General features: G+C 58.2%; 23 protein-coding genes. 19 read left to right on the forward strand and 4 right to left on the reverse strand.

Features of this window, described 5'->3' with window-relative positions:
• Positions 1 to 49 precede the first annotated feature (49 nt).
• The 15 genes from CAURIC_RS03370 (at position 50) to CAURIC_RS03440 (ending at position 14,472) form a co-directional block, all read left to right on the forward strand.
• Positions 50 to 790, forward strand: a complete 741-nt coding sequence (locus CAURIC_RS03370; RefSeq protein WP_265914783.1) for a hypothetical protein — start codon at positions 50 to 52, stop codon at positions 788 to 790.
• Entirely contained in the window at positions 787 to 2,046 is a 1,260-nt protein-coding gene (gene hemW, locus CAURIC_RS03375; RefSeq protein ID WP_035113298.1) for a radical SAM family heme chaperone HemW, read from the forward strand. Before CAURIC_RS03370 ends, hemW begins: the two co-directional genes overlap by 4 nt.
• Before the next feature lie 16 nt (positions 2,047 to 2,062).
• Positions 2,063 to 3,088 (forward strand): heat-inducible transcriptional repressor HrcA, encoded by a 1,026-nt coding sequence (gene hrcA / locus CAURIC_RS03380; protein ID WP_035113299.1) that lies wholly within the window; start codon positions 2,063 to 2,065, stop codon positions 3,086 to 3,088.
• 57 nt (positions 3,089 to 3,145) lie between these two features.
• Positions 3,146 to 4,303, forward strand: a complete 1,158-nt coding sequence (dnaJ, locus tag CAURIC_RS03385) for a molecular chaperone DnaJ (RefSeq protein WP_035113301.1) — start codon at positions 3,146 to 3,148, stop codon at positions 4,301 to 4,303.
• Positions 4,304 to 4,342: 39 nt separating this feature from the next.
• On the forward strand, positions 4,343 to 5,101 hold the full coding sequence (locus CAURIC_RS03390) for a 16S rRNA (uracil(1498)-N(3))-methyltransferase (protein WP_035113302.1): 759 nt from the start codon (positions 4,343 to 4,345) through the stop codon (positions 5,099 to 5,101).
• A 67-nt stretch (positions 5,102 to 5,168) separates the two neighbouring features.
• Positions 5,169 to 6,263, forward strand: a complete 1,095-nt coding sequence (locus tag CAURIC_RS03395) for a PhoH family protein (protein WP_035113303.1) — start codon at positions 5,169 to 5,171, stop codon at positions 6,261 to 6,263.
• Between the two features lie 11 nt (positions 6,264 to 6,274).
• Entirely contained in the window at positions 6,275 to 6,874 is a 600-nt protein-coding gene (gene ybeY / locus CAURIC_RS03400) for an rRNA maturation RNase YbeY (protein WP_035113304.1), read from the forward strand.
• Positions 6,875 to 6,892: 18 nt separating this feature from the next.
• Complete coding sequence (locus CAURIC_RS03405) at positions 6,893 to 8,290, forward strand: hemolysin family protein (RefSeq protein ID WP_035113305.1); 1,398 nt, start codon at positions 6,893 to 6,895, stop codon at positions 8,288 to 8,290.
• Positions 8,291 to 8,535: 245 nt separating this feature from the next.
• On the forward strand, positions 8,536 to 9,411 hold the full coding sequence (locus CAURIC_RS03410; RefSeq protein ID WP_035113306.1) for a hypothetical protein: 876 nt from the start codon (positions 8,536 to 8,538) through the stop codon (positions 9,409 to 9,411).
• Positions 9,412 to 9,464: 53 nt separating this feature from the next.
• Positions 9,465 to 10,460: a GTPase Era gene (era, locus tag CAURIC_RS03415; protein WP_035113307.1), complete on the forward strand. Its 996-nt coding sequence runs from the start codon at positions 9,465 to 9,467 to the stop codon at positions 10,458 to 10,460.
• A 99-nt stretch (positions 10,461 to 10,559) separates the two neighbouring features.
• Positions 10,560 to 11,204 (forward strand): DUF4282 domain-containing protein, encoded by a 645-nt coding sequence (locus CAURIC_RS03420; RefSeq protein ID WP_290183321.1) that lies wholly within the window; start codon positions 10,560 to 10,562, stop codon positions 11,202 to 11,204.
• A gap of 2 nt (positions 11,205 to 11,206) precedes the next feature.
• Positions 11,207 to 11,701, forward strand: a complete 495-nt coding sequence (locus CAURIC_RS03425) for a DUF4282 domain-containing protein (RefSeq protein WP_035113308.1) — start codon at positions 11,207 to 11,209, stop codon at positions 11,699 to 11,701.
• Between the two features lie 24 nt (positions 11,702 to 11,725).
• Positions 11,726 to 12,472, forward strand: coding sequence for a DNA repair protein RecO (gene recO / locus CAURIC_RS03430; RefSeq protein WP_035113309.1), 747 nt, complete (start codon positions 11,726 to 11,728; stop codon positions 12,470 to 12,472).
• 86 nt (positions 12,473 to 12,558) lie between these two features.
• Positions 12,559 to 13,329 carry an isoprenyl transferase gene (locus tag CAURIC_RS03435; RefSeq protein WP_052094823.1) on the forward strand — a complete coding sequence of 257 codons (771 nt, stop codon included), beginning with the start codon at positions 12,559 to 12,561 and terminating at the stop codon, positions 13,327 to 13,329.
• A 54-nt stretch (positions 13,330 to 13,383) separates the two neighbouring features.
• Entirely contained in the window at positions 13,384 to 14,472 is a 1,089-nt protein-coding gene (locus tag CAURIC_RS03440; RefSeq protein ID WP_035113463.1) for a VIT1/CCC1 transporter family protein, read from the forward strand.
• A gap of 40 nt (positions 14,473 to 14,512) precedes the next feature.
• Here the strand turns inward: CAURIC_RS03440 and CAURIC_RS03445 are convergent, their stop codons facing one another.
• A complete protein-coding gene (locus CAURIC_RS03445; protein WP_035113310.1) occupies positions 14,513 to 14,944 on the reverse strand; it encodes a Fur family transcriptional regulator in 432 nt (143 codons plus the stop codon).
• 556 nt (positions 14,945 to 15,500) lie between these two features.
• Here CAURIC_RS03445 and CAURIC_RS03450 point away from each other — a divergent pair.
• Together CAURIC_RS03450 and CAURIC_RS03455 are read left to right on the forward strand one after the other, a co-directional pair.
• On the forward strand, positions 15,501 to 16,880 hold the full coding sequence (locus tag CAURIC_RS03450) for a glycine--tRNA ligase (protein WP_290183325.1): 1,380 nt from the start codon (positions 15,501 to 15,503) through the stop codon (positions 16,878 to 16,880).
• 13 nt (positions 16,881 to 16,893) lie between these two features.
• Positions 16,894 to 17,439 carry a hypothetical protein gene (locus CAURIC_RS03455; protein WP_035113311.1) on the forward strand — a complete coding sequence of 182 codons (546 nt, stop codon included), beginning with the start codon at positions 16,894 to 16,896 and terminating at the stop codon, positions 17,437 to 17,439.
• A gap of 6 nt (positions 17,440 to 17,445) precedes the next feature.
• Here the strand turns inward: CAURIC_RS03455 and CAURIC_RS03460 are convergent, their stop codons facing one another.
• Positions 17,446 to 19,482: a TPM domain-containing protein gene (locus CAURIC_RS03460; RefSeq protein ID WP_035113312.1), complete on the reverse strand. Its 2,037-nt coding sequence runs from the start codon at positions 19,480 to 19,482 to the stop codon at positions 17,446 to 17,448.
• A 51-nt stretch (positions 19,483 to 19,533) separates the two neighbouring features.
• On the opposite strand from CAURIC_RS03460, the gene CAURIC_RS03465 reads away from it, so the two are divergent.
• Positions 19,534 to 20,223 (forward strand): YdcF family protein, encoded by a 690-nt coding sequence (locus CAURIC_RS03465; protein ID WP_035113313.1) that lies wholly within the window; start codon positions 19,534 to 19,536, stop codon positions 20,221 to 20,223.
• Between the two features lie 55 nt (positions 20,224 to 20,278).
• Positions 20,279 to 21,565 carry a deoxyguanosinetriphosphate triphosphohydrolase gene (locus CAURIC_RS03470; RefSeq protein ID WP_265914797.1) on the forward strand — a complete coding sequence of 429 codons (1,287 nt, stop codon included), beginning with the start codon at positions 20,279 to 20,281 and terminating at the stop codon, positions 21,563 to 21,565.
• Here the strand turns inward: CAURIC_RS03470 and CAURIC_RS03475 are convergent.
• The gene (locus CAURIC_RS03475; protein WP_265914798.1) at positions 21,562 to 22,008 is read right to left on the reverse strand and encodes a guanyl-specific ribonuclease; all 447 of its coding nucleotides are present in this window, start codon (positions 22,006 to 22,008) and stop codon (positions 21,562 to 21,564) included. The genes CAURIC_RS03470 and CAURIC_RS03475 overlap by 4 nt on opposite strands.
• 51 nt (positions 22,009 to 22,059) lie before the next feature.
• On the reverse strand, positions 22,060 to 23,775 hold the full coding sequence (locus tag CAURIC_RS03480; protein ID WP_265914799.1) for an FAD-dependent oxidoreductase: 1,716 nt from the start codon (positions 23,773 to 23,775) through the stop codon (positions 22,060 to 22,062).
• Positions 23,776 to 23,790: the final 15 nt, after the last annotated feature.

Raw genomic sequence — 23,790 nt, forward strand, 5'->3', positions numbered from 1 at the left:
TAGAGTTGTCCAAGTACTGGCAACAAGATGTGGGAGAGGAGCCCGGCGCGTGCACTACAACGCAGCTTTGCGCGTTCGCGAACTCACCCAAAACATCTTCGACATCGGTGATGAAGTCGCAGCACACCTGGATAATCTCGCCGAAGCCATTGCAGACTGGGATCGGGAACTGGTCACCGACTGTCTGCATGAACTCAGTGAAATCATCGCTGAGGGACGTTCGGAAGTCCGCCCTCAGCTCGCCGAACTCAACGGCCTACGGCAGGCTTTTATCTCGGGCGTCAAAGCCGGGCGGATGTCCTACCTTGGTTCTTTTTCCGACGCCGATCGCTTTCCTCACCCAGGCCGTACCCTGTCCTTCTTGCGGAATGACACAGGCCAGGCAACGAATTATTCCGTGGCTGAAGCTGCCCCCAACGGGGATAGCTCGCCCCGCGATGGGGGAGTAGTACAGGAGCCGGGCACGATGGCATCGACGGCAGCATGGAGGCTGTGGATGCGGCAGCGCTCCGAAGGGCTGCAATACGAACTCACGCAGCTGGCGGAATGGGTGGTGGAACAGACCGAACGGGGCTTAACCAACCAATCCGTACTACTGACCCAAACGTATGCCACCGCGGAACGTTCCGCCTGCGCGCTCGTGGAACAGTGGGAAGAAGTAGTGGCGAAACAGCCCACATTGGCCCGCTCAATGCGAGGGGAAGCCCCGCCGACATTCCTGCAGGAGCGTGACCGAGTAGCAGCGGTAATCTCCCGCATCCAACGCAAACGCCGAGGGGCTGCAGTGTGACTGAGCGCGGGCTGTATATTCACGTTCCCTTTTGCGCTTCGCGGTGCGGTTATTGCGATTTCAACACCTACACACCGTTGGAATTAGCGGCGGATTCGTCCACCCAAGCAACGATGGCCGCGCGCGGTAACACAATCGATGGGTACCTGGATGCCCTAGAACGAGAGTTGGAATACGCCGCACAGCTGTGGGAACCAGAACCTGGGCGTGCTGCCGGCACCGCCATCGATACTGTCTTCTTTGGCGGTGGTACACCATCCATGTTGGGCGCCGAGGGATTAACCCGTGCCTTGCGCGCCGTGAAGCGAACGTTCGGTCTGGCCCCGGGGGCCGAGGTAACCACTGAATCCAACCCAGAATCAACCAGCCCGCAATTCTTTGAGGCGCTGCGAGCAGAGGGCTTCACCCGGATCAGCCTAGGCATGCAGTCTGCGGTTGGCCACGTTCTCAAAGTTTTGGAAAGGCAACACACTCCAGGGCGTTCCGTCGCCGCCGCCCGTGAAGCACGTGCTGCAGGATTCGATCACGTTAATCTCGACCTCATCTACGGCACGCCGACCGAGACGGATGAGGATCTGCGCACCTCCCTCGAAGCCGTGCTCTCCGCTGGCGTAGATCACGTATCGGCCTATTCGCTGATCGTGGAAGATGGCACGGCTATGGCTCGAAAAGTGCGCCGCGGGGAGCTCCCAGCTCCCGATGAAGATGTACTGGCCGATCGCTACCGCATGATCGATGAGCACCTCACCGAAGCCGGTTTCGGGTGGTATGAAGTATCCAACTGGGCTAAACCCGGCGGGGAATGTCGACACAATCTGGTCTACTGGCGCTCCGGTCAGTGGTGGGGTGCCGGCCCGGGTGCGCACGGGTGCGTGCAACTCAAATCCCACGTAAATGTAGGGGAGCCACCAGTCGGATTCAGTGGCCTGACCCGCTTGGTCAACGCCAAACGACCCGCCACGTATTGGCAGGGTCTAATGGAGCGGGGCGTCGGTAATAAACTGCCAGAAAGCGTGGTCACGGTGGAGCAACTCACCAGGGCCGACCTGGCCACCGAAAAGGTGATGTTGGGACTGCGGTTGCGTGAGGGGTTGGATTTGAATGTGTTGCATCCGACAGCGCAGTTAGACAAGGTGCTTTCGCGGTATCGCGAGTTGGGATTAGCTAACGTGGAAGGCGACAAAGTGGTGTTGACGGACGAGGGGCGTTACCTCGCTGATGGCATCGTGACGGATATTGTACTTTCGCAGGAATGAAGGAGTTGAGCGCCTCGTGTCCTCATCGACCGAACAACGTCGCAACGAGGTGCTGCGGGCCATCGTCTCCGACTTCATTGCACTGCACGAGCCGGTGGGGTCGAAAATGCTGGTTGACCGCCACAAGCTGGGGGTTTCTTCCGCCACAATCCGCAATGACATGGCGGTGTTGGAGGCGGAGGGGTTTATCACGCAACAGCATGCATCCTCCGGGCGTATTCCCACGGCCAAGGGATATCGCGCCTTTGTGGACGGACTGCACCGGATCAAACCGTTGAGCCCACCCGAGCGACGCGCAATTCTGAACTTCCTAGAAAACGGAGTGGATCTAGAAGATGTACTGCGCCGCGGTGTGCAATTGCTGAGCCAACTGACGCGCCAAGTGGCCGTGGTCCAGATGCCCGATCTGCGACGGGGCCGAGTGAAGCACTGCGAGGTCGTCCAGCTGGGAAGCCACCGAGTGCTGTTAGTACTGATCACAGATACAGGGAGGGTGGATCAGCGCAATGTGGACCTCACGCGGCCGCTGGTGGAAGATGACGTGCAGCGACTGCGCGATATCGTGAATTCCGCGATGGTGGGCCGCACGCTGGATGACGCCTGTTCGCACATCGCCCGGGTGGCGCGGGACGCGCAGAACAACCAAATGCCCGCGGAACTTCGCGGACCAGTGTTGGCGGTGGCTACTGTGTTAGTCGAAACCCTGCTGGAGCGACCCACGGACAAACTCATTCTGGCTGGCACACCGAACCTAGTGCGCACCGGCGAACTGACCCCCGTGTTGGAAGCCCTCGAAGAGCAGGTAGTGGTGCTGAAACTGTTGTCTAGCGCCCGCGATCTGCAGGTCAAAGTCAGCATCGGGGAGGAAAACGAGGACGAAGAGCTGCGTGGCGCCTCCATTATCTCGACCGGTTACGGGAATAACGATGAGGTGCTGGGCGGTTTGGGAGTATTAGGGCCCACTCACATGGATTACACCGGCTCGATCTCGAGTGTGACGGCAGTCGCCCACTATGTTTCCCGGATTCTATCGGGTGAGTAAACTACTACAAGTTATTGCAGCATTTTCGTCTAGAAGGTAAAGGATTACAGGTACACCGTGGCTCGTGACTACTACGGCATCCTCGGCGTGAGCAAGGACGCTACCGATTCCGAGATCAAAAAAGCTTATCGCAAGCTGGCCCGCAAGTATCACCCCGATGTCAACCCCTCTGAGGAGGCGGCGGAGAAGTTCAATGAACTCTCTGTCGCCCAAGAGGTGCTGCTCGATCCGCAAAAGCGACAGATTGTTGATGCGGGTGGTGATCCCGAAGCTCAAGGTGGTGGCTTCGGCGGCGCTGGTGGCTTCGGAGGTTTCGGGGGCGGCGGCCTGGGCGATATATTCGACGCGTTCTTTGGCGGTGGAGGCGGAGGTCGGCGCCGCGGACCGCGCGTTTCTCGTGTCCGCCCGGGCAACGATGCGTTGGTGGGGATCGAGGCGACGTTGGAAGAAATCTATACCGGTGTAGAGCGCGAAGTGACAGTGGAAACCGCCGTGCGCTGTGACACGTGCGACGCGACCGGTTCGAAATCCAAAAAGGCGCCGGAGACCTGCCCCACGTGCCAGGGCTACGGCGAAGTCATGGAGATTCAAAACTCTATGCTGGGGCAGGTTCAGGTTGCCCGTCCGTGCCACCGCTGTGGTGGAACTGGCGAGATTATCCCCGATCCCTGCGAGGTCTGTGCCGGTGACGGTCGCGTGCGCTCCCGCAAGACCATCAAGGTCAACGTGCCCGCAGGGATCTCCGACGGCATGCGCCTGCGCTTGGCCGGCAAGGGGGAGGTGGGCCCTGGCGGCGGGCCAAATGGCGACCTTTACGTGGACGTGCGTACTCGCGAGCACGCACACTTCATACGCGAGGGCGATGACCTCCACATAACGATCAAGGTGCCTGCGGTGGAGGCCACGTTGGGTTCCAGCGTGGAGGTTCCCATGCTGGACGAATCCGTGCAGACTGTCACGATTGAACCGGGAACCCAGCCGGATGCTGTGATCACCGTGCCGGAACGCGGTATGCCGCATTTGCGGCGGGAGCGCGATGGCTACGGAAACCTTTATGCCCACGTTGAGGTGATTATCCCAACGGAACTCAGTCGTGCGGACAAGGAACGGTGGGAGGAACTGCGTGATCGTTCCGAGGAGTCCGTATCCGTCGGGACCAAGAACGATCATAGCGAGGGACTGTTTTCCCGCCTGCGTTCCCGTTTCGCCCGCTAGGCTTCACACCAATTTCCACAGTGATGAGATTGCCCCGCCATGACTGACCCAGTATTCATTCACCCCATCCCTATAGAAGCGGCCGCCGATGGCAGTGCGGGATTTCGCTTTGCCCTCACAGGGGCCGAAGCCAAGCACGTAGATGTGAAGCGCCTCAAGGATGGGGAACCGCTGGTTATCACAGACGGTCAGTCGCGGGCCGTTCGTGCGGTTTGGCGCGGGGGGCAGGTAGAGGTGACAGAAGGGTTAGCTGTTCCGGCACCTCGGCCTATGGTGACAGTCGTACAGGCCATCCCGAAATCTGAGCGAGCCGAACTCGCCGTGGATCTCATGGTGCAAGCCGGTGCTGATCGGATCATCCCCTGGGAATCGGCCCGCACGATCGCTAAGTGGGCAGGCAAAGAGCACAAGGCGCGTTTGAAGTGGGAAAACGCTGCCCGATCTGCGGCCAAGCAGGCGCGCCGTTTGCGGGTTCCCGAGGTCACCATGCCAGTTCGCTCAGTCGCGCAGATTGCCGAGTTTTTGGACGACGCCCCCACGGCCAGCCGCCAAATTCTCGTCTTGCACGAAAGCGCCTCCGTGAGTGTGAAGTCCTGTGATTTCACCACCTGTGATGAGGTCGTGCTGGTTATCGGTCCCGAAGGCGGCGTGGCGCCGGAGGAGATTGATCAGCTGGAATCCCTAGGTGCCCGCACGGTTGTTCTTGGACCCGAAGTGTTGCGTACGGCTTCTGCAGCAGCTGTGGCCCTCGGGGCAATCGGTGCGCTCAGTCCTCGCTGGGCTGCAACCACCGACTAGGCTGGCAGATAGTTCGTCCAACCCGAACTCCAGCATTCGCCCAACAAGTGAAGGACATACCTCGTTTATGACCCCATCTCAGGCTCACCCCCGCGTGGCCAGCTCTACCGTTGAGCTGGACCCAGATGCTGCTGTGGCCGTTGCCGGTCCAGGGGATGAAAACCTGCGTGTGATTGAGAATGCCTACGACGCGGACATGCTCACCAGGGGCAACCGTGTGACCATCCGCGGTGAGGCCTCCGAGGTTTCGCGTGTGAGGCAGGTCCTCCAAGAAATGGCCAACTTGGTCAGTCGTGGCAACACGGTTACACCAGATACCACTCGTCGGATCATCGCGTTGCACAACGATCGTGGCTCCCGTAGTCTCCAGCTGGGTGGGGAGCCGGAGGAGCCCCAGCAAGTGGGTGCTCCTGTTCTTGGGTCCGATGATCCGATCGTCAGCTACCGTGGCAAGACCGTCCGGCCGAAAACTCCCGGCCAGTCGGAATACGTGGAAGCTATCGATGATCATTCCGTCGTGTTCGGTGTGGGACCGGCGGGGACGGGTAAAACGTATCTGGCTATGGCCAAGGCGGTTCAAGCCTTGCAAAACAAGGACGTGACCCGCATTATCCTTACTCGTCCCGCGGTGGAAGCGGGAGAGAAATTGGGATTTCTGCCGGGCACTCTTGGCGATAAAATTGATCCGTATCTGCGCCCGCTGCATGATGCGCTGCGCGAGATGGTTGATCCGGAGATGATCCCGCGCCTCATGGAGAGCGGTGTTATTGAGGTTGCTCCGTTGGCGTACATGCGCGGTCGCACGCTTAACGATTCCTTCGTGGTTCTCGACGAGGGCCAGAACACCACGCCCGCGCAGATGAAGATGTTCCTCACGCGCCTGGGCTTCGGTTCCAAAATGGTCGTTACGGGCGATCTCAGTCAAACCGATTTACCGCATCATCAGGAATCGGGTTTGCGCGTGGCACAGCGGATTTTGCGGGATGTTCCCGGCGTGCACGTCACTGCCTTTGACAGTGACGATGTGGTGCGTCACCGTTTGGTCTCTAGGATTGTCGACGCCTACGAGGCTTTCGAGGCCGAAGAGGAACAAGCCCGCATGGACCGCGAAGAAGAACTCCAAGAGCGCCGCCTCGGACGTGGCAAGAAGCACAAAGGATAGGGCCCAAAGTCGTGAGTATTGAAGTTTTCAATGAATCCGGTCGTGGAGAAGTCAATGAGGAGGAGCTCATTGATGTAGCTAGGTACGCACTGTGGACTCTCGATGTTCATTCTGCAGCGGAACTGTCGATCCATATTGTGGATCTGGACACTATTGCTGATCTGCATGAACGGTGGTTGGACTTGCCAGGCCCCACGGATGTCATGAGTTTCCCTATGGATGAACTCACACCGGGTTGGGGCCGTAAGGACGGTCCTCCGCCGAGTCCAGCGATGTTGGGAGACATCATGTTGTGCCCGGACTTCGCGGAGCGCCAGGCCGACCGAGCTGGCCATTCTCTAGCTCATGAGCTGGACTTGCTGACGGTGCACGGTGTGTTGCACCTGTTGGGCTTTGATCACACCACGCCTGAGGAGGAGCAGCGCATGTTCTCCCTCCAGAATGAGATTCTGGCTAATTGGTATGACTCGCAAGAGGAGCGTGGCGTCAGTTTTGCACCAAAGCCCAGCGGGGCCGGGGCCTTCCCTACGGCGGCGGACCGCGTAGATGCTAAAGATGATTCGGGCGCAACGAACATCGACACCAGCGCCAGCCACCCCGACAAAGACTAAGACACCTAAACCAGCAGCATGGACTCAATCGCAATTTTCGGCCCCCTCGGTGTTTTCCTCGCACTCCTGATGGGTGGTGCGTTGTCGCTTGTGGAAACAGCGGTATCCGCGATTTCGCGCGCGCGAGTGGAAGTTCTTGTTAAGGACGAGAAGCCGGGTGCGGGGCGGCTTCTGGATGTCATCGATAACCGTGCGCAACACATTAACCTGTTGATCTTGCTGCGAACGGTGTGCGAGGCTGCCGGGGCAGTGTTGGCAGCTGGGCTCCTGCTGACGTGGCGGGGTGATAGCGCGAGCACGTACGTGATCGCGATTGCCGCTGTGACAGTGATCACGTTCGTCGTTATTGGTGTGCTGTCGAGGACACTGGGCCGCCAAAATCCGTATTCCATTTCGCTGAAAACCGCGCCCCTACTCTTGGGGATGCGGCGACTACTGGGGCCCATTGCAAAGTTACTGGTGGCTGTGGGTAACTTCCTCGCGCCGGGCAGGGGATTTCGGGATGGTCCCTTTGCGACAGAAGTGGAGTTGCGCGAGCTGGTAGATATCGCTTCGGAGCGAGGGATCGTGGAGCGCGACGAGCGCCGCATGATTCAGTCGGTGTTCGATCTCGCCTCGACCTCCGCACGTTCGGTGATGGTTCCGCGTCCGGAGATGCTGTGGATCGAATCCGATAAGACCGCGGGACAGGCCACCAGCTTGTGCGTGCGATCTGGTCATTCGCGCTTGCCGGTGATCGGTGAGGACGTCGACGACATCGTCGGTGTGGTGTACCTGAAGGATTTGGTGGCCAAGACCTATTACTCCCAGGACGGCGGACGATCGGTGAGTGTGTCGGATGTGATGCGCCCTCCGGTGTTTGTGCCGGATTCACGGAACCTGGATGACCTGCTGGAAGACATGCAGCGAGACCAGGTACATATCGCCATGCTGGTTGACGAATACGGTGCTATTGCCGGGTTGATTTCCATTGAGGACATCCTGGAAGAGATCGTCGGTGAGATCGCGGACGAATACGATGCCACGGAAATGGCACCAATCGAAGAACTGGGGGATGGCAAATATCGTGTTGTCGCTCGCCTCAGCTTGGAAGAATTGCAAGAACTCTTTGCAGAATCCGACCGCCAGCAGTTCTTAGATCACCGAGGCGATGATCCGGACGAGATTCACGACAGCGCAGCCGAAATCTCGCGGCACACTAGTCCGCTGGAGTTTAGCGAGGAACAGCTCGACGAGGTCGATACCGTGGCCGGCTTAGGTGCTTTCGAGCTGGGTCGCGTGCCCATTCCCGGAGCTGAAGTTACAACCGCTGGACTGCATATTGTTTATGAGGGCGGGCGGGATCGCCGTGGGCGATTGAAGATCCGCTCCGCAGTGGTCTCTCGGGTAGGGGAAAACACCGAACGCGAGGGGTAGTTTTACCCCCAAAAGTGTAGGGTTTTGTACTATTTTTTCTCGTCTTTTGGCGCAAGAAGTAAACGTGTGCGATTGTTTATTTTGAGCTTAAAAGCTCATGATGCCCACTTAACAATTCTGCATATGATCGCGAATTGGTGAAACACACGACGGAATTATCCTCCCTCTGCGTAGCTATGTTCGCTTTTAACGGCGGTGTGTATTTGGGATATATACGTCCACTTTTCGATACAAGGGAGTATTCCATGCGCAAGATGTCCACGATTATTACTGCGGTTGCTACTGCGACCGCATTGGGGGCGACCGCGTCCCCCGCTGGTGCCGTCACCGGACCGGAGAAGCAAGCAGTCGAAGAATCGGGTATTAAAGCCATCGTGACGGAGCTTACCTCTGCTCACGATGCGCTCACTGGGCCGGTAAAGGTGGTTCGTGATGGCGAGAAGCTGTCTGTGACCTATACCAACAACACGGAGGCGCGGCAGAGCTGCTCTGGACTGGCATTGCCATACAAGGATGTCAAAGCTGCTGGCCTGAACAAACCGGGGGCGGATGAACAAGAGTCCACTGAGTTGGTGAAAACTTTTACGGGTATTCTCTCTAAGAACGAGTCTGCCGTTTTTGGTGTGGAAAAAGGAGAAATCGCCGTCGCTGAGGGTGAAAAGGCAGCGGCCAAGGTGCTGAGTTTGGGGCTCCAGGGAGCTATCGGCAGCGGCGCAAAGATCAAGCCGGGCGAATCTCAAACATGGACGATGACCCTTCCAGTCGCGCAGGCGACGGGTATCATCATGTGTGACGGTAATGCTCTTTTCGGTGTCTCACCAAGGGTTTACAAAGGCATTGAGCAGGATGTCCTTTTTGAGAATGTGAAGGACAAGTTGGGCTCTGTAGGTTCCGTTGTCGATGGTTCATCGAAGAACCCCACTGTGGCCGGTTCGTTCATTAAGAACATTCCTTTTTTGACGAAGATTCTGGAGTTCCTGGGCGGATTCTTCGATTTCTTCAAGAACCTGTTCAACCCACAGGGTGAAAAGGGCTCCAGTTCGAAGGGGTCTTCCGAGGCCAAGGAACCGGAAAAGGACTCCGAGAAGCCTGCGAAGAATGAGGCAGCCACCACGAAATAGTGGGGTTAGTGTTGCGGCAGTGGGGTTAGTTAACTGTCGCTGCGTCGGGCACAATGGTTAGCGTGAACAGTGATATGCATTTCCCCGACGAACCCCAGCTACCTGCTGAAGCCGTAGCCGATGCAGCGGTAGCTCCAGTTGATTTCAGTGCGCCGGAGGGATTCCGCTCCGGCTTCGTGAGTTTTGTGGGTCGACCCAACACTGGTAAATCCACACTCACCAATGCGCTGGTGGGACAGAAGATTGCGATCACTGCCGACCAGCCGGAGACGACCCGTCATCCAATTCGTGGGATAGTGCACCGGGAGAATAGCCAGATTGTCGTTGTTGATACTCCCGGCCTGCACCGTCCGCGGACGCTCCTAGGTGAACGGCTCAATGAGATGGTGAAAGATACCTATCAGGATGTCGACCTCATCGCCGTGTGTGTGCCGGCTGATGAAAAGATCGGTCCCGGTGACCGCTGGATCGTCGATGCTGTTCGCAAGGTAGCGCCGAAAACAGGGCTCATCGGGGTGGTCACGAAGGTCGATAAAGTTGGGAAAGACCAAGTCGGCGAGCAGTTGCTTGCGTTGCACGATCTACTCGATGGGGCTGATGTCATTCCCGTCAGTGCTACTGAGAAAATCCAATTGGATGTTCTGGCTGACGTAATCGCGGAGCACCTTCCTGAGGGGCCCAAGTTTTATCCGGACGGTCATGTCACGGATGATGACCGGGATACGCGCATGGCTGAGCTAATTCGTGAGGCTGCTCTAGCCGGATTGCAAGATGAGTTGCCACACTCCGTAGCAGTCCAGATTGATGAGGTGTTCCCTTCCCCTACACGTGAGGGAGTACTGAACGTCCACGCGGTCATTTACGTGGAGCGGGAGGGGCAAAAGGCAATTCTGCGCGGCAAGGGTGGCCGTAGGCTGGGCCGTACAGTCCATAACGCGCGACTGCAGATCATTGAAATGCTGGGGCAAAATATCTATCTGGATGTGCGCCTGAAGGTCGCCAAGAACTGGCAATCCGATCCAAAGCAACTGGGCAAGCTGGGATTCTAAACATCAGTTAAGAGTCGGGTAGTCTCCTGCAAAAGAAATGCCCATCGTTTACATTGTGTGAGTAGATCACATTCCCCTTTTTTGGAAGGTACTGCATTCATGACTAATCCAAACCAGCCCGAAGGTGGCTCCCACCCCGTTGGTTCCGGGAACAATAACCCAGATGGCGTACAGCCCAACGGGTACGGAAACCCAGGTGGGGCGCACTCTAACGGTTATGGTGCCCCCGCCAATGGCAGCAATTTCGGATCCCATGCCACCGATGGCTATAACCCCCACGACAACGGCGCCGCAGGTTTTAACCAGAATTACACAGGTTATGGCGCCCAACAGCAGGGGAACCCGCAGTTCGGTGCCTACCCAAACCAGGCGCCTGGATTCGGCCAGACCGGGGTGCAAAAGGACAGCTTCTTCGGCGCTCTGTTTGACTTCAGCTTCACCAAGTACGCCACGCCATCGGTCGTCAAGGCAGTGTACATCCTTGCGATGGTTGGAATCGGGTTTTTCCTTTTCATTGGTGTCATCGCGCTGCTGATTGGCCTCACACAAGACGGTGGTGCATTCGGACTGTTGTTGCTGCCTCTGTTGGTTGTGGGCGGGCTGTTTTACCTAGCAATGATCCGTGTGGGACTGGAAGTGTCCACTGCGATCATTCGCACTTCTCAATCGGTCCAGTCGATTGATGAGCGCCAGGCACGTGAAGAGACTTCGGGACAAAGCTACAGCGGCCCATTTGGGGGCTAGTAATGACTTATCACAACACGCCACATCGTGATGGCGGCCCGAACATCCAGATGGGTTCAAAGCAGGATACGTTCTTTTCCGCTTTGTTCAATTTTGGATTCACTAAGTACGTGACCCCCAGCCTCGTCAGGGTCCTTTACATTCTAGGCATCGTGGTAATTGTCCTGTGGGCACTCATGCCATTCTTTGGCGCGTTGCTCGGAATCTCGTTGCTGGATTCTTTGCAAGACGAACTGCGCCCATCGAGCGCGTACGGTGACTATAGTCCGTACACGAATTACCCCACCTACGGCTCCGAACTGGACTCGCAGATTGATAAATCACAAGGTGCGGTTGCAGGTTACGCGGCGATGTCCTTGGTGACTGGCGCCATCGGAGCCCTTATCCAAATCGGTTTGCTGCGCATTTCACTTGAAGTGCTGATGGCTCTCATGCGCACAGCTGAAGCGTGGCAACGCATCAAGCAACGCCACGAGGCGGGAATCGCCACCCTGTAGTCGCTTGGGCTTATACTTGCGGGCATGCCTCGCCGAACGCCATCGCCTCGCCCCACTTACCGGGACGAGGCTTTCGTCTTGCGCACTCATAAATTGGGCGAGGCAGATTTGATCCTCGTGCTATTGACTCGCGACCATGGGCAGGTGCGGGGCGTCGCTAAAGCAATTCGCAAATCGAAGTCACGGTTCGGTGCCAAGTTAGACCGCTTCACGCGAGTCAACGTGCAGATTTACCCAAGCCGAGGATTGGCCAATATCACGGATGCGGATGCGGTGGAATCCTACGCTGGCCCCATTGTTGCTGACCCCGATCGCTATTTCGCAGGGTGCGCGGCGCTTGAGGTTGCACACTTATTTGGCGGGGAGGATAGTTCTGTCTTTCTTCTTCTCGACGCCACCCTCCGCGACCTCGCCGCTCCTCATCCATCGTTGCCCCTAGTGAACGTGGTTGATCGCTTCGTGTTGAAAGCGTTGGACATGGCCGGATGGGCACCCAGCTTGGTTGATTGTGCACAATGTGGGAAGACGGGCCCGCACCGCGCGTTCCATCCCATGGCCGGCGGGGCAGTGTGTGTTACGTGCCGTCCACCGGGGGCAATGACACCCCCTGGGCAAGCTGTTCGGTTGTTGTGGTTGCTAGCCAACGATCGCAACGATACTGCTGCGGAAGTTGCGACGGATCGTGCAGTTTCTCGGCAAGCACACGAATTGCTTCTCAGCCACGTTCGTTATCACCTGGAATCGGGTTGTCCCGCGTATGCGGCCCTGTAAGTATTGATTCAGGTAGTAGCCAAGGGCACCTTCCCGGTTTCCCCGTCATTGCCCCTCTCTTGGCGAGGTAGGGAATCGCTGGCAGAATGGAACGGGTGAATACGCAACATCCTGCACCAGCCGCCACCCATATCGATCGCAGCTCCATTCCGGCTGAGCTCGTGCCCAAGCACATCGCGATCGTCATGGACGGGAATGGGCGCTGGGCTCAGGATCGGGGGTTGCCCCGCACCGAGGGGCATAAACGTGGAGAAGGTGTGCTTCTCAGTTTGGTGGAAGAGTGCCTCGAGCTGGGTGTGGATTACCTCTCGGCCTATGCATTCTCCACCGAGAATTGGCGGCGAAGCGCCGAAGAGGTCCGTTTCCTTATGGGTTTCAATCGCGATGTGTTGCGCAGGCAGCGTGATTACCTCGACAGTTTGGGGGTACGTATCCGTTGGGTGGGACGGCGCCCACGACTGTGGCGTTCGGTCATCGCGGAACTGGAAAAAGCTGAGCGCCAGACCGCAACGAACTCGAAGATGACTCTTGCCATGTGCGTGAACTATGGTGGTCGGGCCGAGATTGTCGACGCCGCCAGGGCCATCGCGGACGACGTGGCCCGTGGGGCGCTGAAGCCCCGACAGATTAGCGAGGCCAGGTTCGCTGATTACCTCGATGAACCCGATATGCCAGATGTAGACCTGTTCCTGCGCCCCTCGGGCGAGCAACGTACGTCGAACTTTTTGCCTTGGCAATCGACGTATGCCGAGATGGTCTATCAGGACGTTTTGTTCCCGGATTACACGCCCAATGATTTGCGGGCAGCTGTGTTGGAATTCGCCAAGCGGGACCGCCGCTTCGGCGGCGTGAAGTAAGAGGAGCTGGGCGTGGATCGCAGTCACGATTCAGCAGAAACGAAGGCGGGTCATATGCCCTCCCAACCACCGACGAAGCAGCAGATCGCTAGGTGGCGTCAATACTTAGCGAACGAGCGAGCCGAAGGAGCGGTGTACCGGGAGCTGGCGCGCAAGAAGACCGGCGAGGAGCGAGAGATTCTGCTGGCGATTGCCGAGGCCGAAGCGCGCCACGAGGCCTACTGGCGGAATCGCCTGGGGGAATACGTCGGCTTGCCACGGAAAGCCAGCCTGGGCACGCGCATGATGGCCTGGATGGCGCGGCGCTTTGGATCGGTGTTCGTTCTGGCGTTGATGCAATCGGCGGAGTCCCGCAATGAGTACGTCAAAGACAACGATGCCAGCGAGCAAATGGTGGCTGACGAAGCGATCCACGCCGAGGTGGTCCGGGGGTTGGCCACACGCGGCCGCGCCAAAATGAGCGGTGATTTCCGCGCAGCGATTTTTGGTGCCAACGACGGGTTGGTATCCAATTTGTCCCTGGTCTTGGGAATGGTGGGCACCGGGGCCTCTGCGAATGTGGTGTTGGTGACCGGAATCGCCGGATTGCTGGCGGGTGCACTTTCGATGGCGGCGGGGGAGTATGTCTCCGTTTCATCGCAACAGGAATTATTGGAAGCTAACACGCCGAACCCCGAGGCTGGCCGGTCGGTGCCGAAACTGGATGTGGAAGAAAACGAGCTGACGCTTGTGTACCGCGCCCGAGGAATGAGTTCGCACGATGCAGCAGCCAAGGCACAGCGCGTGTTCGAATCCATCATCGCGAACGACCGCGATGAAAAGGCGGTGCCGACTTTCACTGATGATATCGAGGTGGAACGCGAGGATGGCGGGTCGCCCATGTCTGCGGCGGTATCCAGCTTCTTCCTCTTCGGGATTGGTGCGCTGATCCCCGTTCTGCCGTATTTATTTGGCACAGAAGGACCTACCGCAGCCGTTGTCGCGTGCGTGTTGGTGGGGCTATCCCTCCTGCTGACTGGGGGAGTGGTGGGAATACTCTCTGGGACTACGCCCGCCAAACGTGCCTTGCGCCAACTGGTCATCGGTTTTGGCGCAGCGGCGATCACCTATGGTTTGGGATCGCTGTTTGACGTCTCTGTGTAGCTAGGGCAGGGGAGGAGGCCCTTACTCGGGGGTGCTTGAGTCACCTGGATTGGCAAGCGGAGCACAGGCCGAAAATTTCGGCCGTGTGACCGGATTTGTGGAAGCCGTGTTTTGCTGCGATTTGCTCTGCCCAATCCTCCACCGGGCCGCCGTCGATTTCGACGGTCTTCCGGCACTTCGTGCATACGAGGTGGTGGTGATGGTCGTCCATTGCGCAGCTTCGGTAGAGGGTTTCTCCCGATTCGTCGTGGAGAGTATCGATAGCACCGATATCCGCCATTTGTTGCAAGGTGCGGTAGACCGTGGTGAGACCCACCTTTTCGCCCTTGGTAGTCAATTCGTGGTGGATGTCCTGCGCGCTGGAAAAGGTGGTGATTCCATCCAAAACGTCGGCTACTGCCCGGCGCTGGCGCGTATTGCGCTGGCCGATTTTGGGGCGACGTGAAGGTACAGTTGTTTCTTGCTGAGCCATGAACTCAGTTCTCCTCGAAGCTAGTGGTGATTTGTCATCTACTCTAGGCACTTCGTTCACCATATTCAATTGGTTTTCAATTGCCGTAGACGTTCACTGAGAAGTCCAGGGCGGGACAGTAGGGGGGTGGGGTGTTAGTGGCCCCTTGCTGAGGGAGCACACTAGGCGTTCGGAAAACGCTTAGATTGGGCACTTGACATTCTTTGGGATAATTCGTTAGATTACAGGTAGTTCCCCTGAGGTGACGTAACCCCCCCTTCGTCGCCTCTACTTGGTGGGAACAGGCCCCATTCACTTCGGTGGACAGTGTGGCCGGGACCCGCAGTGATACCCCCCCTTTAACTGCGGGTCCTTTTTAATGCCCAGCGGTGGACGAGTTGCGCAGTGAAAGGGAACGAGTCACGCATCCTGTGAGCGCTCTTTGCTCTCTTTAAAGATCACGTAGGACCGCCCCCTCACGGCTGCCGACCCAGTGAGTCGTTAGGATAGGGGGAGTTGTGATCCCCTATTTCAGCCTCGCAACCAGCGAGGTCTACACAAGGAGAATAATAGAGCCATGGCCGGAAACATCGATTCCGTAGTTAACCTCGCGAAGCGACGGGGTTTGGTCTACCCGTGTGGAGAAATATACGGAGGAACCCGGTCTGCATGGGACTACGGGCCACTGGGCGTCGAGTTGAAAGAGAACATCAAGCGCCAGTGGTGGCGCCACATGGTGACTTCTCGCCGTGATGTGGTCGGTCTGGACTCGTCCGTGATCTTGCCCAAGCGGGTATGGGAGGTTTCCGGCCACGTGGATGTATTCACTGATCCGCTGGTGGAATCCCTGCACACGCACAAGCGCTACCGCGCAGATCACCTGCTAGAGGCTTATGAGGAGAAGCACGGGCACCCACCAGCCAACGGTTTGGCAGATATCAACGATCCCGAAACCGGCCAGCCTGGTAAGTGGACCGAGCCACGGGCGTTTTCCGGCCTGCTGAAGACCTACCTGGGCCCAGTAGACGACAAGGAAGGCCTGCACTACCTGCGTCCAGAGACCGCCCAGGGTATCTTCACGAACTTCAAAAACGTGATGACGACCTCCCGTCAAAAGCCACCATTTGGTATCGCACAGGTCGGTAAGTCCTTCCGTAACGAGATCACACCGGGCAATTTCATCTTCCGCACCCGCGAGTTCGAACAGATGGAGATGGAATTCTTCGTTAAGCCCGGTGAGGATGAAGAATGGCACCAGAAGTGGATTGACGATCGCTACCAGTGGTATATCGACCTGGGCATTAGGGAAGAAAACCTGCGGTTGTACGAACACCCACAGGAGAAGTTGTCTCACTACTCCAAGCGCACCGTAGATGTGGAATATGCATTCCACTTCAAGGGCTCCAAGTGGGGCGAGCTGGAGGGCGTAGCAAACCGTACCGATTACGACCTGCGTGTGCACTCCGAAGGTTCCGGAGAGGACCTCTCCTTCTTCGATCAGGAATCCAATGAGCGTTGGATCCCATATGTCATCGAGCCCGCGGCTGGCTTGGGCCGAGCCATGATGGCCTTCCTTTGCGATGCCTACGAGGAAGAGGAAGTCCCTAACTCCAAGGGCGGCACGGATACACGTACGGTTCTGCGGCTGGATCGTCGTTTGGCGCCCGTCAAGGTGGCTGTGCTCCCGCTGTCTAAGAAAGACACACTGACCCCCACCGCGGAGAAGGTGGCCGACAAGCTGCGTGGACTGTGGAACACCGACTACGACACTTCCGGTGCCATCGGTCGCCGTTACCGTCGCCAAGACGAGATCGGCACCCCGTTCTGCGTGACCGTCGACTTTGATACCCTCGAGGACAACGCGGTGACCGTGCGCGAGCGCGATACCATGGAACAAGAGCGCGTGAAGATCGACGACCTGCAGGCTTACCTCGGTGAGCGCCTCGCCGGTTGCTAGGAAGGATATCTGCGTGAATTCCGATATCCGTTGGGGCCTGCCCAGCGATGGGCACACCTTCCCGATTTACGCCGGACCTGCTGACGACATGGATCGCGTTGCCGAATTTGCTCAAGAACGCGGAGTAAATCACCTGCGATTCGGCGGGGACACGTGGGCGCTCCATGCTGATGAGGGCCCAGAAATCAGTGCCCAGACAGGCACCGGAACATGGACTGCTACGGCTCTTGACGCCGAAAAGTTCTCTCGTGCAAAAAATATTGAGATCAAAGCTGACCGGCACACAATCCGAATCATTAACGAAGCCAAGCAGAACTTTGTCTTGGACATTGATGGCGAAAAGGTCGGTCAATTTACGGGAGACCAGCGCGGGTTGCGGAATCTCCACGTGGAATTCGAAGGACCGGGGCAAAAATTGCCACTCGACGTTCAGATCTTTACGTCGTGGGTGGCTCGTCGCTGTCTCGAAGGCCGGATGCTCAATGCCAACACGGCCGTGCTTTGGTTCTTGGCATTCATCGCTGTGATGGCAATCGTGGTGTGGCTCGGCACCCTCTAGTGTGACCTAGAAGCTGGCGGAATCCGAGCCACCACCAAAGTCTCCGCCACCGAAGCCTCCGTCGCCGTCACTCCAACCGCCACCGAAACCGCCACCGAAACCGCCACCGCCGCTAAGTAACGATCCGAGCAGCATGCCGGTCAGGATGTCTCCACCGCCATAGCCTCGGCCGTATCCGCCACCACCGTAGAAGTTGTTGCGATTGTTGAAGCGGTCAATGTCCTCGCGGACCAGTTGAGTAGCTCGCTCTGCCCAGCTGGAAGCCTGCTGGGCTGCGGACATCGCAGACTTCGGATTGGTGGCCCGTGCCTGCTGCGCTTCGGCTAGGTATTGCCGGGCGGCGTTGGCAGCGGAACGTGATTCAACGCTGATGATCGAGCCGCGGTTGTTAATCACGTCCTCTACCGACTGCAGCTGCAAAGCGCCATTATCCACCATTCGGCCAACAATGGCATCGGAGCGACGGAAATCGCTCTCGGCGCCCCGCGCGGAATCCAAGCAGTCGTCCAACTCTGCATCGGCCTGCAATAGTGTGTTGTACGCACCCAGCAGATCAGTGTTGCTGGTACGCGCCTCATTTGATTGCTGCAATGCTAGCCGCGCGTTGCTAATGGCCTGTTCCATCGCGGTGCGATCGAAGGAAGCCGGCCCTTGGAGTAGCCGTTCGGCTTCGGCAATCTCGCCTTCCACCTCAGACATCAAGGACGTGAGGTTGTTGTGCGCTTGGCGCAATTGCTCCTCAGCGCGCTCGACCGCGGTGAGCTGGCTATCCGCCTGATTGATCGCCATGCGGGCCCCGCCGATGACGTCGATTAACCCGCCTTGTTCACCCGCCGGACGTTTGAGCAGCTCGTTGGCGCGGTCCAGAGCCTTATCGGCTTCGTTAATCTCTTCCTCGGCCACGTCAGGGTTGTTCTGCACAGAGACTAACAGGTTGGCATCTAGACGACTGTGCAACTCGGTGAGCTTATTGCGAGCACGAGGAATCCGCCCTCGCAGCTCGATTGTTCGCCGACGCAGTTCCTCCACTCGCTCGGGCGCGTTAATGAGCTCCTGGCGCAGGTTATTGAACTCCGCTGTTTTGGCATTGAGGTTCTTATCGGCCTTGCCACAGGAAGAAATGACCTCGATTAAGATGCTGCGCACCTGGTCTTCTTGCATCACCACTCCGCTGCGCACCTGGTGCTCTAGCTCGAAAGCCCGCGTCAATGTGCTGCGCGAATGCTCCAGGGCCCGCGCGAGATCGCGGGTGCGTTCCGGGCCGAACTCGTCCGTCGCCACCTGCAGTTCTTGGGCTCCCTTTCGGATGGACTCATCGGTGCTCTGCAGTTCGTCAGCCGCCAGTGTGCGCAACACGCTCGTGGGCTGCTGCGCGTAATAATCCACATCGTCTGGATTGATTGTGCGCGCGGCCTCTAGCTGCTGTGATTCGGTTTTGCGACGGTTTCGACGTGACCACCACACCGCTCCACCAAGACCACCGACCACAGCGGTTGCCCCAGCACCCATCCACACCTTGGACTCGGTACTAGCGCGCCCCGCGACCTTATTGGCCGCAGCTTGGGCGCTCCCAGTCCAATCATCATTGGTCAACTTGGCCACAGCCGCATCGCGAATTTCACCGGCTAGTGAGCGCGATACACGCTCACCCCAATCCATTCCGACATTCCGCGAGGTCGTGCTAATCACCATCACCATGGTGTTGGCGGAGGAATCCTGAGCACGAAGCTGCTGCGCCACACGAGTTGGATTGTTGTCTTGCTGATCCGTGTACACCAAATACAACTTGGTCTTGTTCTTCTGCACTCCCTCGCGGAGCGCTGCTTCGATGTCGGATTTTGCGGACCCGTCGATCACACCAGCTTGATCGACCAACCGGCTGGATAGTTGTAACCGCTCAACAGTTACACCCTGAGCTTGGGCTTGGGCGCTGGCCAAGTGGGCGTCGGCCCATAAAATAGCAGGTGACAACAGTAAACCGGCGCCCATTGCGCCAGCCAGTGATACCCGGGTGATGCGCCACCCAGAAGTTTTAGGAAGCATGCAGTCCACCTTAACGCAATTCGCAAGCTTGACCGCGTATGTTTATTAGCCATGGCAGGCTACAACTCACTGGGTCAGGGGCGGGGCTCCGCGGTAGGGGCGTTTTTCGGCGGGATCGCGCGCTCGATCACCTACCTAATTTTTGGAACGCTGTTGGCAATAGCGCTCATTACGGGAGCCACCGCAGCCCACGTGTGGTCCTTCGCCCGGGCGGACGACCGCCAGCAGGCGGATGTCATTTTCGTCCTCGGTGCGGCGCAGTATGACGGCAAGCCCTCCAAGTGGTTGGCGGCCCGGCTGGATCACGCCGCGGAGTTGTATAAGGAAGGGACCGCCCCCAAGATCGTGACGGTGGGTTACAAAAAGGACGGTGATCGGTTTACCGAGGCGGAAGCCGGAAAGAATTACCTCACTACCGGCTATGGTGTTCCCGAGTCTGACGTGGTTGCCTTGCGCACCGGCGTGGATACCATCTCCAGCGCCGAAGCCCTCCACACCGAAGCTCAGTCCCGTGGCTGGTCCACCGCCGTTGTGGTGACGGACCCCGGCCACTCGTTGCGGGCCACCACTATGGTTAAGGACCAGGGGCTCGACGCCTGGGGCTCCCCGACCCGAAGTGGCCCAAGTGTGTCGAGCCGAGCTGCACAGGTCAACAGCATTCTTCATGAGACACTGGGATTGATGTACTACAAGACTGCCCAGCGCGAAGATATTAAATTCCCCGAGGTGGCAGTATCCTAAGTCGCCGCCATGCGCGGTGGAGAGGGAACTCGAGTTGGTCAGGGAGGAACGCAACGTGGATGCGAAAACGCACCGGTATACCGCACACGACCGGGAGCGGATTCACGAATTGGGAGGCAAGCGGTTAGGGCTGCCGGGATCCGTGGATGACCGCCGCGATGATTTCGACCGCGATCGCGCCCGCGTGCTGCACAGCGCGGCATTGCGCAGGTTGGCTGATAAAACCCAAGTGGTCGGGCCGGGAACTGGGGACACGCCGCGTACGAGGCTGACCCACTCCTTGGAAGTGGCGCAGATCGCGCGTGGGATTGGTAAAACCCTGGGGTGTGATCCAGACCTGACGGAGCTGGCTGGGTTAAGCCACGATATTGGGCATCCTCCGTACGGACATAACGGGGAAGTCGCGCTCGACATAGTGGCGCAGAAGTGCGGGGGATTTGAAGGCAATGCTCAAACGTTGCGGATCCTCACCCGGCTGGAACCCAAGACCTTGGATGCCGACGGCAATTCCTATGGTTTGAACCTCACCCGCGCCAGCATCGATGCGGCATGTAAGTACCCGTGGGGGCCGATCGCCGACGATGGCAGTGTGCGGCGCAAGTACAGTTGCTACGCCGATGACCTGCATGTGCTGGAATGGGCTCGCGACGGCGCGCCGGGGGTGCGAAAGTGCCTGGAGGCCCAGATCATGGATTGGTCCGATGATGTGGCGTATTCCGTGCATGACGTGGAAGACGGGATCGTTTCCGGACGCATCACCATGGATGTTCTGTGGGATCTGGTGGAAATTTCAGCATTAGCGGAAAAGGGCGCGAAGGTCTTCGGCGGCTCCGTGGAGGCTCTGCTGGAAGCCGCCGGGCGGTTGCGCGATATGCCTCTGGTGGCGCGGGCGGCCGATTACGGGGGTAGCTTGCGGGATTTAGCGGGATTGAAGGCAATGACCAGCGAGCTCGTATCGCGTTTCGTCACGGCATGTGTGACGGCGACACGGGCGGAGTACGGGCCGGGGCCGCTTGGTCGATATGCCGCAGACCTGGTGATTCCACCCGTCGTGGAAGCTGAAGTGACGCTACTGAAGTCCGTGGCGGTCCTATATGTCATGGATGAAACCCGGCACCAGGCCCAGCAGGAGCGCCAACGCGACCGCATCTTCCGTGTGACGGATTATTTGTGGCACGGGGGAGCAGGCGCACTCGATCCACAGTTCCAGGGATGGTTCGAGACTGCGGATGACGATCACGCGGCCATGCGGGTTGTGATTGACCAAGTTGCATCGCTCACCGAATCCCGATTGGAACGGCTGGACAAGCTCGCCAGTGGTGCGAGTGCTGCGTGGGCTTAGCGGTCTTCGGCATCCGGAATGTGGCAGAACGACTCAAAGTGATCGTCGGAGTAGTACCACACATCGGGATCAGTTTTTGACCCGCCACCCACGACGATGCGGCGTTCACCGCGGTGCTTCAGCCCAGGTGTTTTGACGGTGTATTCCCGGTAATAGCTGGACTTTTTCTGTGGCAAGAGGTTTTCGTAGTTGCCGAAATGTTTACCATCGGCCTGACCGTCATCGGGCTCGGCGCCCATGAGGATGTCCTTGACCTGCTTTGAGGTTTCTTTCGGGAGCGAGGAAAGCCGGCAGTCCGGAATGCCGGAGGAAGCAGTGGTATACGTGGCCGTGGAGCCGTGATCGTCATCGGACTGTGTGGACAGCCACCCCAGTCCAGACAACAGGGCGATTGCGGCGGCAGATCCGATACCGACTAGACGCGTGGGTTTTTTCTTGTCCATCGGTAGTCAGATTCTAGTGCACTGGCTGGCGCTGGTGCACTTAAGGCGAGGCTACTTCGGGGTAATTGGCAAACGCAGTGCCGCTGGTGCCGTGAGCGGAACCATGGGTGAATGCGGCTCCACGGGCGCAATGCGACGGTAGCCCTCGGACTGCGCGGGCCGTGGATCGGCTTCGCCCTTGTTCGGCCACATTGCGGCTGCACGTTCTGCATTGGCAGTAATTGACAAGGAAGGGTTCACACCTGGGTTGGCTGTAATGGAGGAACCATCTGTGACAAACAGAGTGGGGTAGCCCCATACGCGGTGATACGGATCCACCACGCCGTGCTGTGGGCCCGAGCCAATTACACATCCGCCCAAGAAGTGCGCAGTTAGAGGGATATTTGCAACCTCAGACCACACCCCGCCGGCAATACCCTGTGGCATGAGGCGAGCCATAATTCGCGTGGCGCGGTTACCCTCTGGAATCCAGGACGGGTTGGGCTCACCCGTGCCCTGTTTGGAGGATAGAGATACGATCGGGCCCGTCTTTTTCAAAAACGTTGTCAGGGAGTTATCGCGGGTCTGCATCACTAGGTTGATCACCGTGCGCTGGGACCATTTGTGCAGGTTGAGCAAGCGTGGAATGGCCTTGTATTGCACACAGGCTTGTTTGATGAACTCCAAGACGCGCGGCTGCAACTTGTCGCCATCGGTCATGAGGGTCTGCAGTAGCCCCATGGCATTGGAACCCTTGCCGTAACGCACGGGCTCGATATGGGTATCCGTGGCAGGGAAGTAGCTCGATGTAATGGCCACGCCCTGGGAATAGTCTACGGAGGAATCAAACTTGGAGGAGTTCGCACCCAAGAGGGCCTCAGAGTTCGTGCGAGTCAGGTGCCCCAGCGTGGCGGGCAGTTGTGGCAAGTTGCCATTGGCCTTTTGGCGGTGCAGCAGGTTTTGTGTGCCCCACGTTCCTGCAGCCATCACCAGGTTATCGGCGGTGAAGGTACGTTTTTGGGGTTTGCGCTGCCAGAACGTGGCGGTGGCCTCGGTCTCCACGACCCACGTGTCACCGTTGCGCTTAATCGCTGTTACGGTCGTGCGATCGTGAATCCTAGCTCCGCCCTTTTCCGCGAGGAAGAGGTAATTTTTCAGCAGGGTGTTCTTGGCACCGTGGCGGCAACCCGTCATGCATTCACCGCACTCATGGCATGCGGTGCGGTCTGGTCCCACGCCGCCGAAGTAAGGATCCGCAACCGTCTCCCGGGGCTTGCCCTTGAGTCCTACCTTCTCGCCGAAGAACACGCCGACGGGCGCCAAGCGGAAGGTATGCCCCACGCCCATTTCCTCCGCGACTTGCTTGGAGAGCTTGTCAGCAGGGGTCATTGTTGGGTTGTCAACCACGCCAAGCATCTTCTGAGCTTGCTCATAATACGGTGATAGCTCATCTTCCCAATCGGTGATCCCCGCCCACTGCTTGTCTTGGAAATAAGGGGAACCGGGCTTGTACAACGTGTTGGCGTAGTTCAAGGAACCACCGCCCACACCGGCACCGGCCAAGATCATGACGTCCCGCAAGAGGTGAATGCGCTGAATACCGAAAAAGCCCAGTTTAGGAGCCCAGAGGAAGTCCTTGAGGTGCCAGCTATTCTTGGCGAAATCCTTGTCTTCAAAGCGGCGCCCCGCTTCGAGGATGCCGACCTGATACCCCTTTTCTGTCAACCGCAGAGCGGTGACAGATCCACCGAAACCAGAGCCGATCACGAGTACGTCGTAATGAGTCATGTTTAGTAGCCTAGA

The sequence above is a fragment of the Corynebacterium auriscanis genome, from assembly GCF_030408435.1.
GTDB classification, from domain to species: domain Bacteria; phylum Actinomycetota; class Actinomycetes; order Mycobacteriales; family Mycobacteriaceae; genus Corynebacterium; species Corynebacterium auriscanis.

Excerpts from the sequence above, each read along its gene's own strand:
- CAURIC_RS03390 (WP_035113302.1), top strand. The coding sequence starts at position 4,343 with ATGACTGACCCAGTATTCATTCACCCCATCCCTATAGAAGCGGCCGCC.
- CAURIC_RS03395 (WP_035113303.1), top strand. The coding sequence starts at position 5,169 with ATGACCCCATCTCAGGCTCACCCCCGCGTGGCCAGCTCTACCGTTGAG.
- CAURIC_RS03405 (WP_035113305.1), top strand. The coding sequence starts at position 6,893 with ATGGACTCAATCGCAATTTTCGGCCCCCTCGGTGTTTTCCTCGCACTC.
- CAURIC_RS03410 (WP_035113306.1), top strand. The coding sequence starts at position 8,536 with ATGCGCAAGATGTCCACGATTATTACTGCGGTTGCTACTGCGACCGCA.
- era (WP_035113307.1), top strand. The coding sequence starts at position 9,465 with ATGGTTAGCGTGAACAGTGATATGCATTTCCCCGACGAACCCCAGCTA.
- CAURIC_RS03420 (WP_290183321.1), top strand. The coding sequence starts at position 10,560 with ATGACTAATCCAAACCAGCCCGAAGGTGGCTCCCACCCCGTTGGTTCC.
- CAURIC_RS03425 (WP_035113308.1), top strand. The coding sequence starts at position 11,207 with ATGACTTATCACAACACGCCACATCGTGATGGCGGCCCGAACATCCAG.
- recO (WP_035113309.1), top strand. The coding sequence starts at position 11,726 with ATGCCTCGCCGAACGCCATCGCCTCGCCCCACTTACCGGGACGAGGCT.
- CAURIC_RS03435 (WP_052094823.1), top strand. The coding sequence starts at position 12,559 with ATGGAACGGGTGAATACGCAACATCCTGCACCAGCCGCCACCCATATC.
- CAURIC_RS03440 (WP_035113463.1), top strand. The coding sequence starts at position 13,384 with ATGCCCTCCCAACCACCGACGAAGCAGCAGATCGCTAGGTGGCGTCAA.
- CAURIC_RS03445 (WP_035113310.1), bottom strand. The coding sequence starts at position 14,944 with ATGGCTCAGCAAGAAACAACTGTACCTTCACGTCGCCCCAAAATCGGC.
- CAURIC_RS03450 (WP_290183325.1), top strand. The coding sequence starts at position 15,501 with ATGGCCGGAAACATCGATTCCGTAGTTAACCTCGCGAAGCGACGGGGT.
- CAURIC_RS03460 (WP_035113312.1), bottom strand. The coding sequence starts at position 19,482 with ATGCTTCCTAAAACTTCTGGGTGGCGCATCACCCGGGTATCACTGGCT.
- CAURIC_RS03465 (WP_035113313.1), top strand. The coding sequence starts at position 19,534 with ATGGCAGGCTACAACTCACTGGGTCAGGGGCGGGGCTCCGCGGTAGGG.
- CAURIC_RS03475 (WP_265914798.1), bottom strand. The coding sequence starts at position 22,008 with ATGGACAAGAAAAAACCCACGCGTCTAGTCGGTATCGGATCTGCCGCC.
- CAURIC_RS03480 (WP_265914799.1), bottom strand. The coding sequence starts at position 23,775 with ATGACTCATTACGACGTACTCGTGATCGGCTCTGGTTTCGGTGGATCT.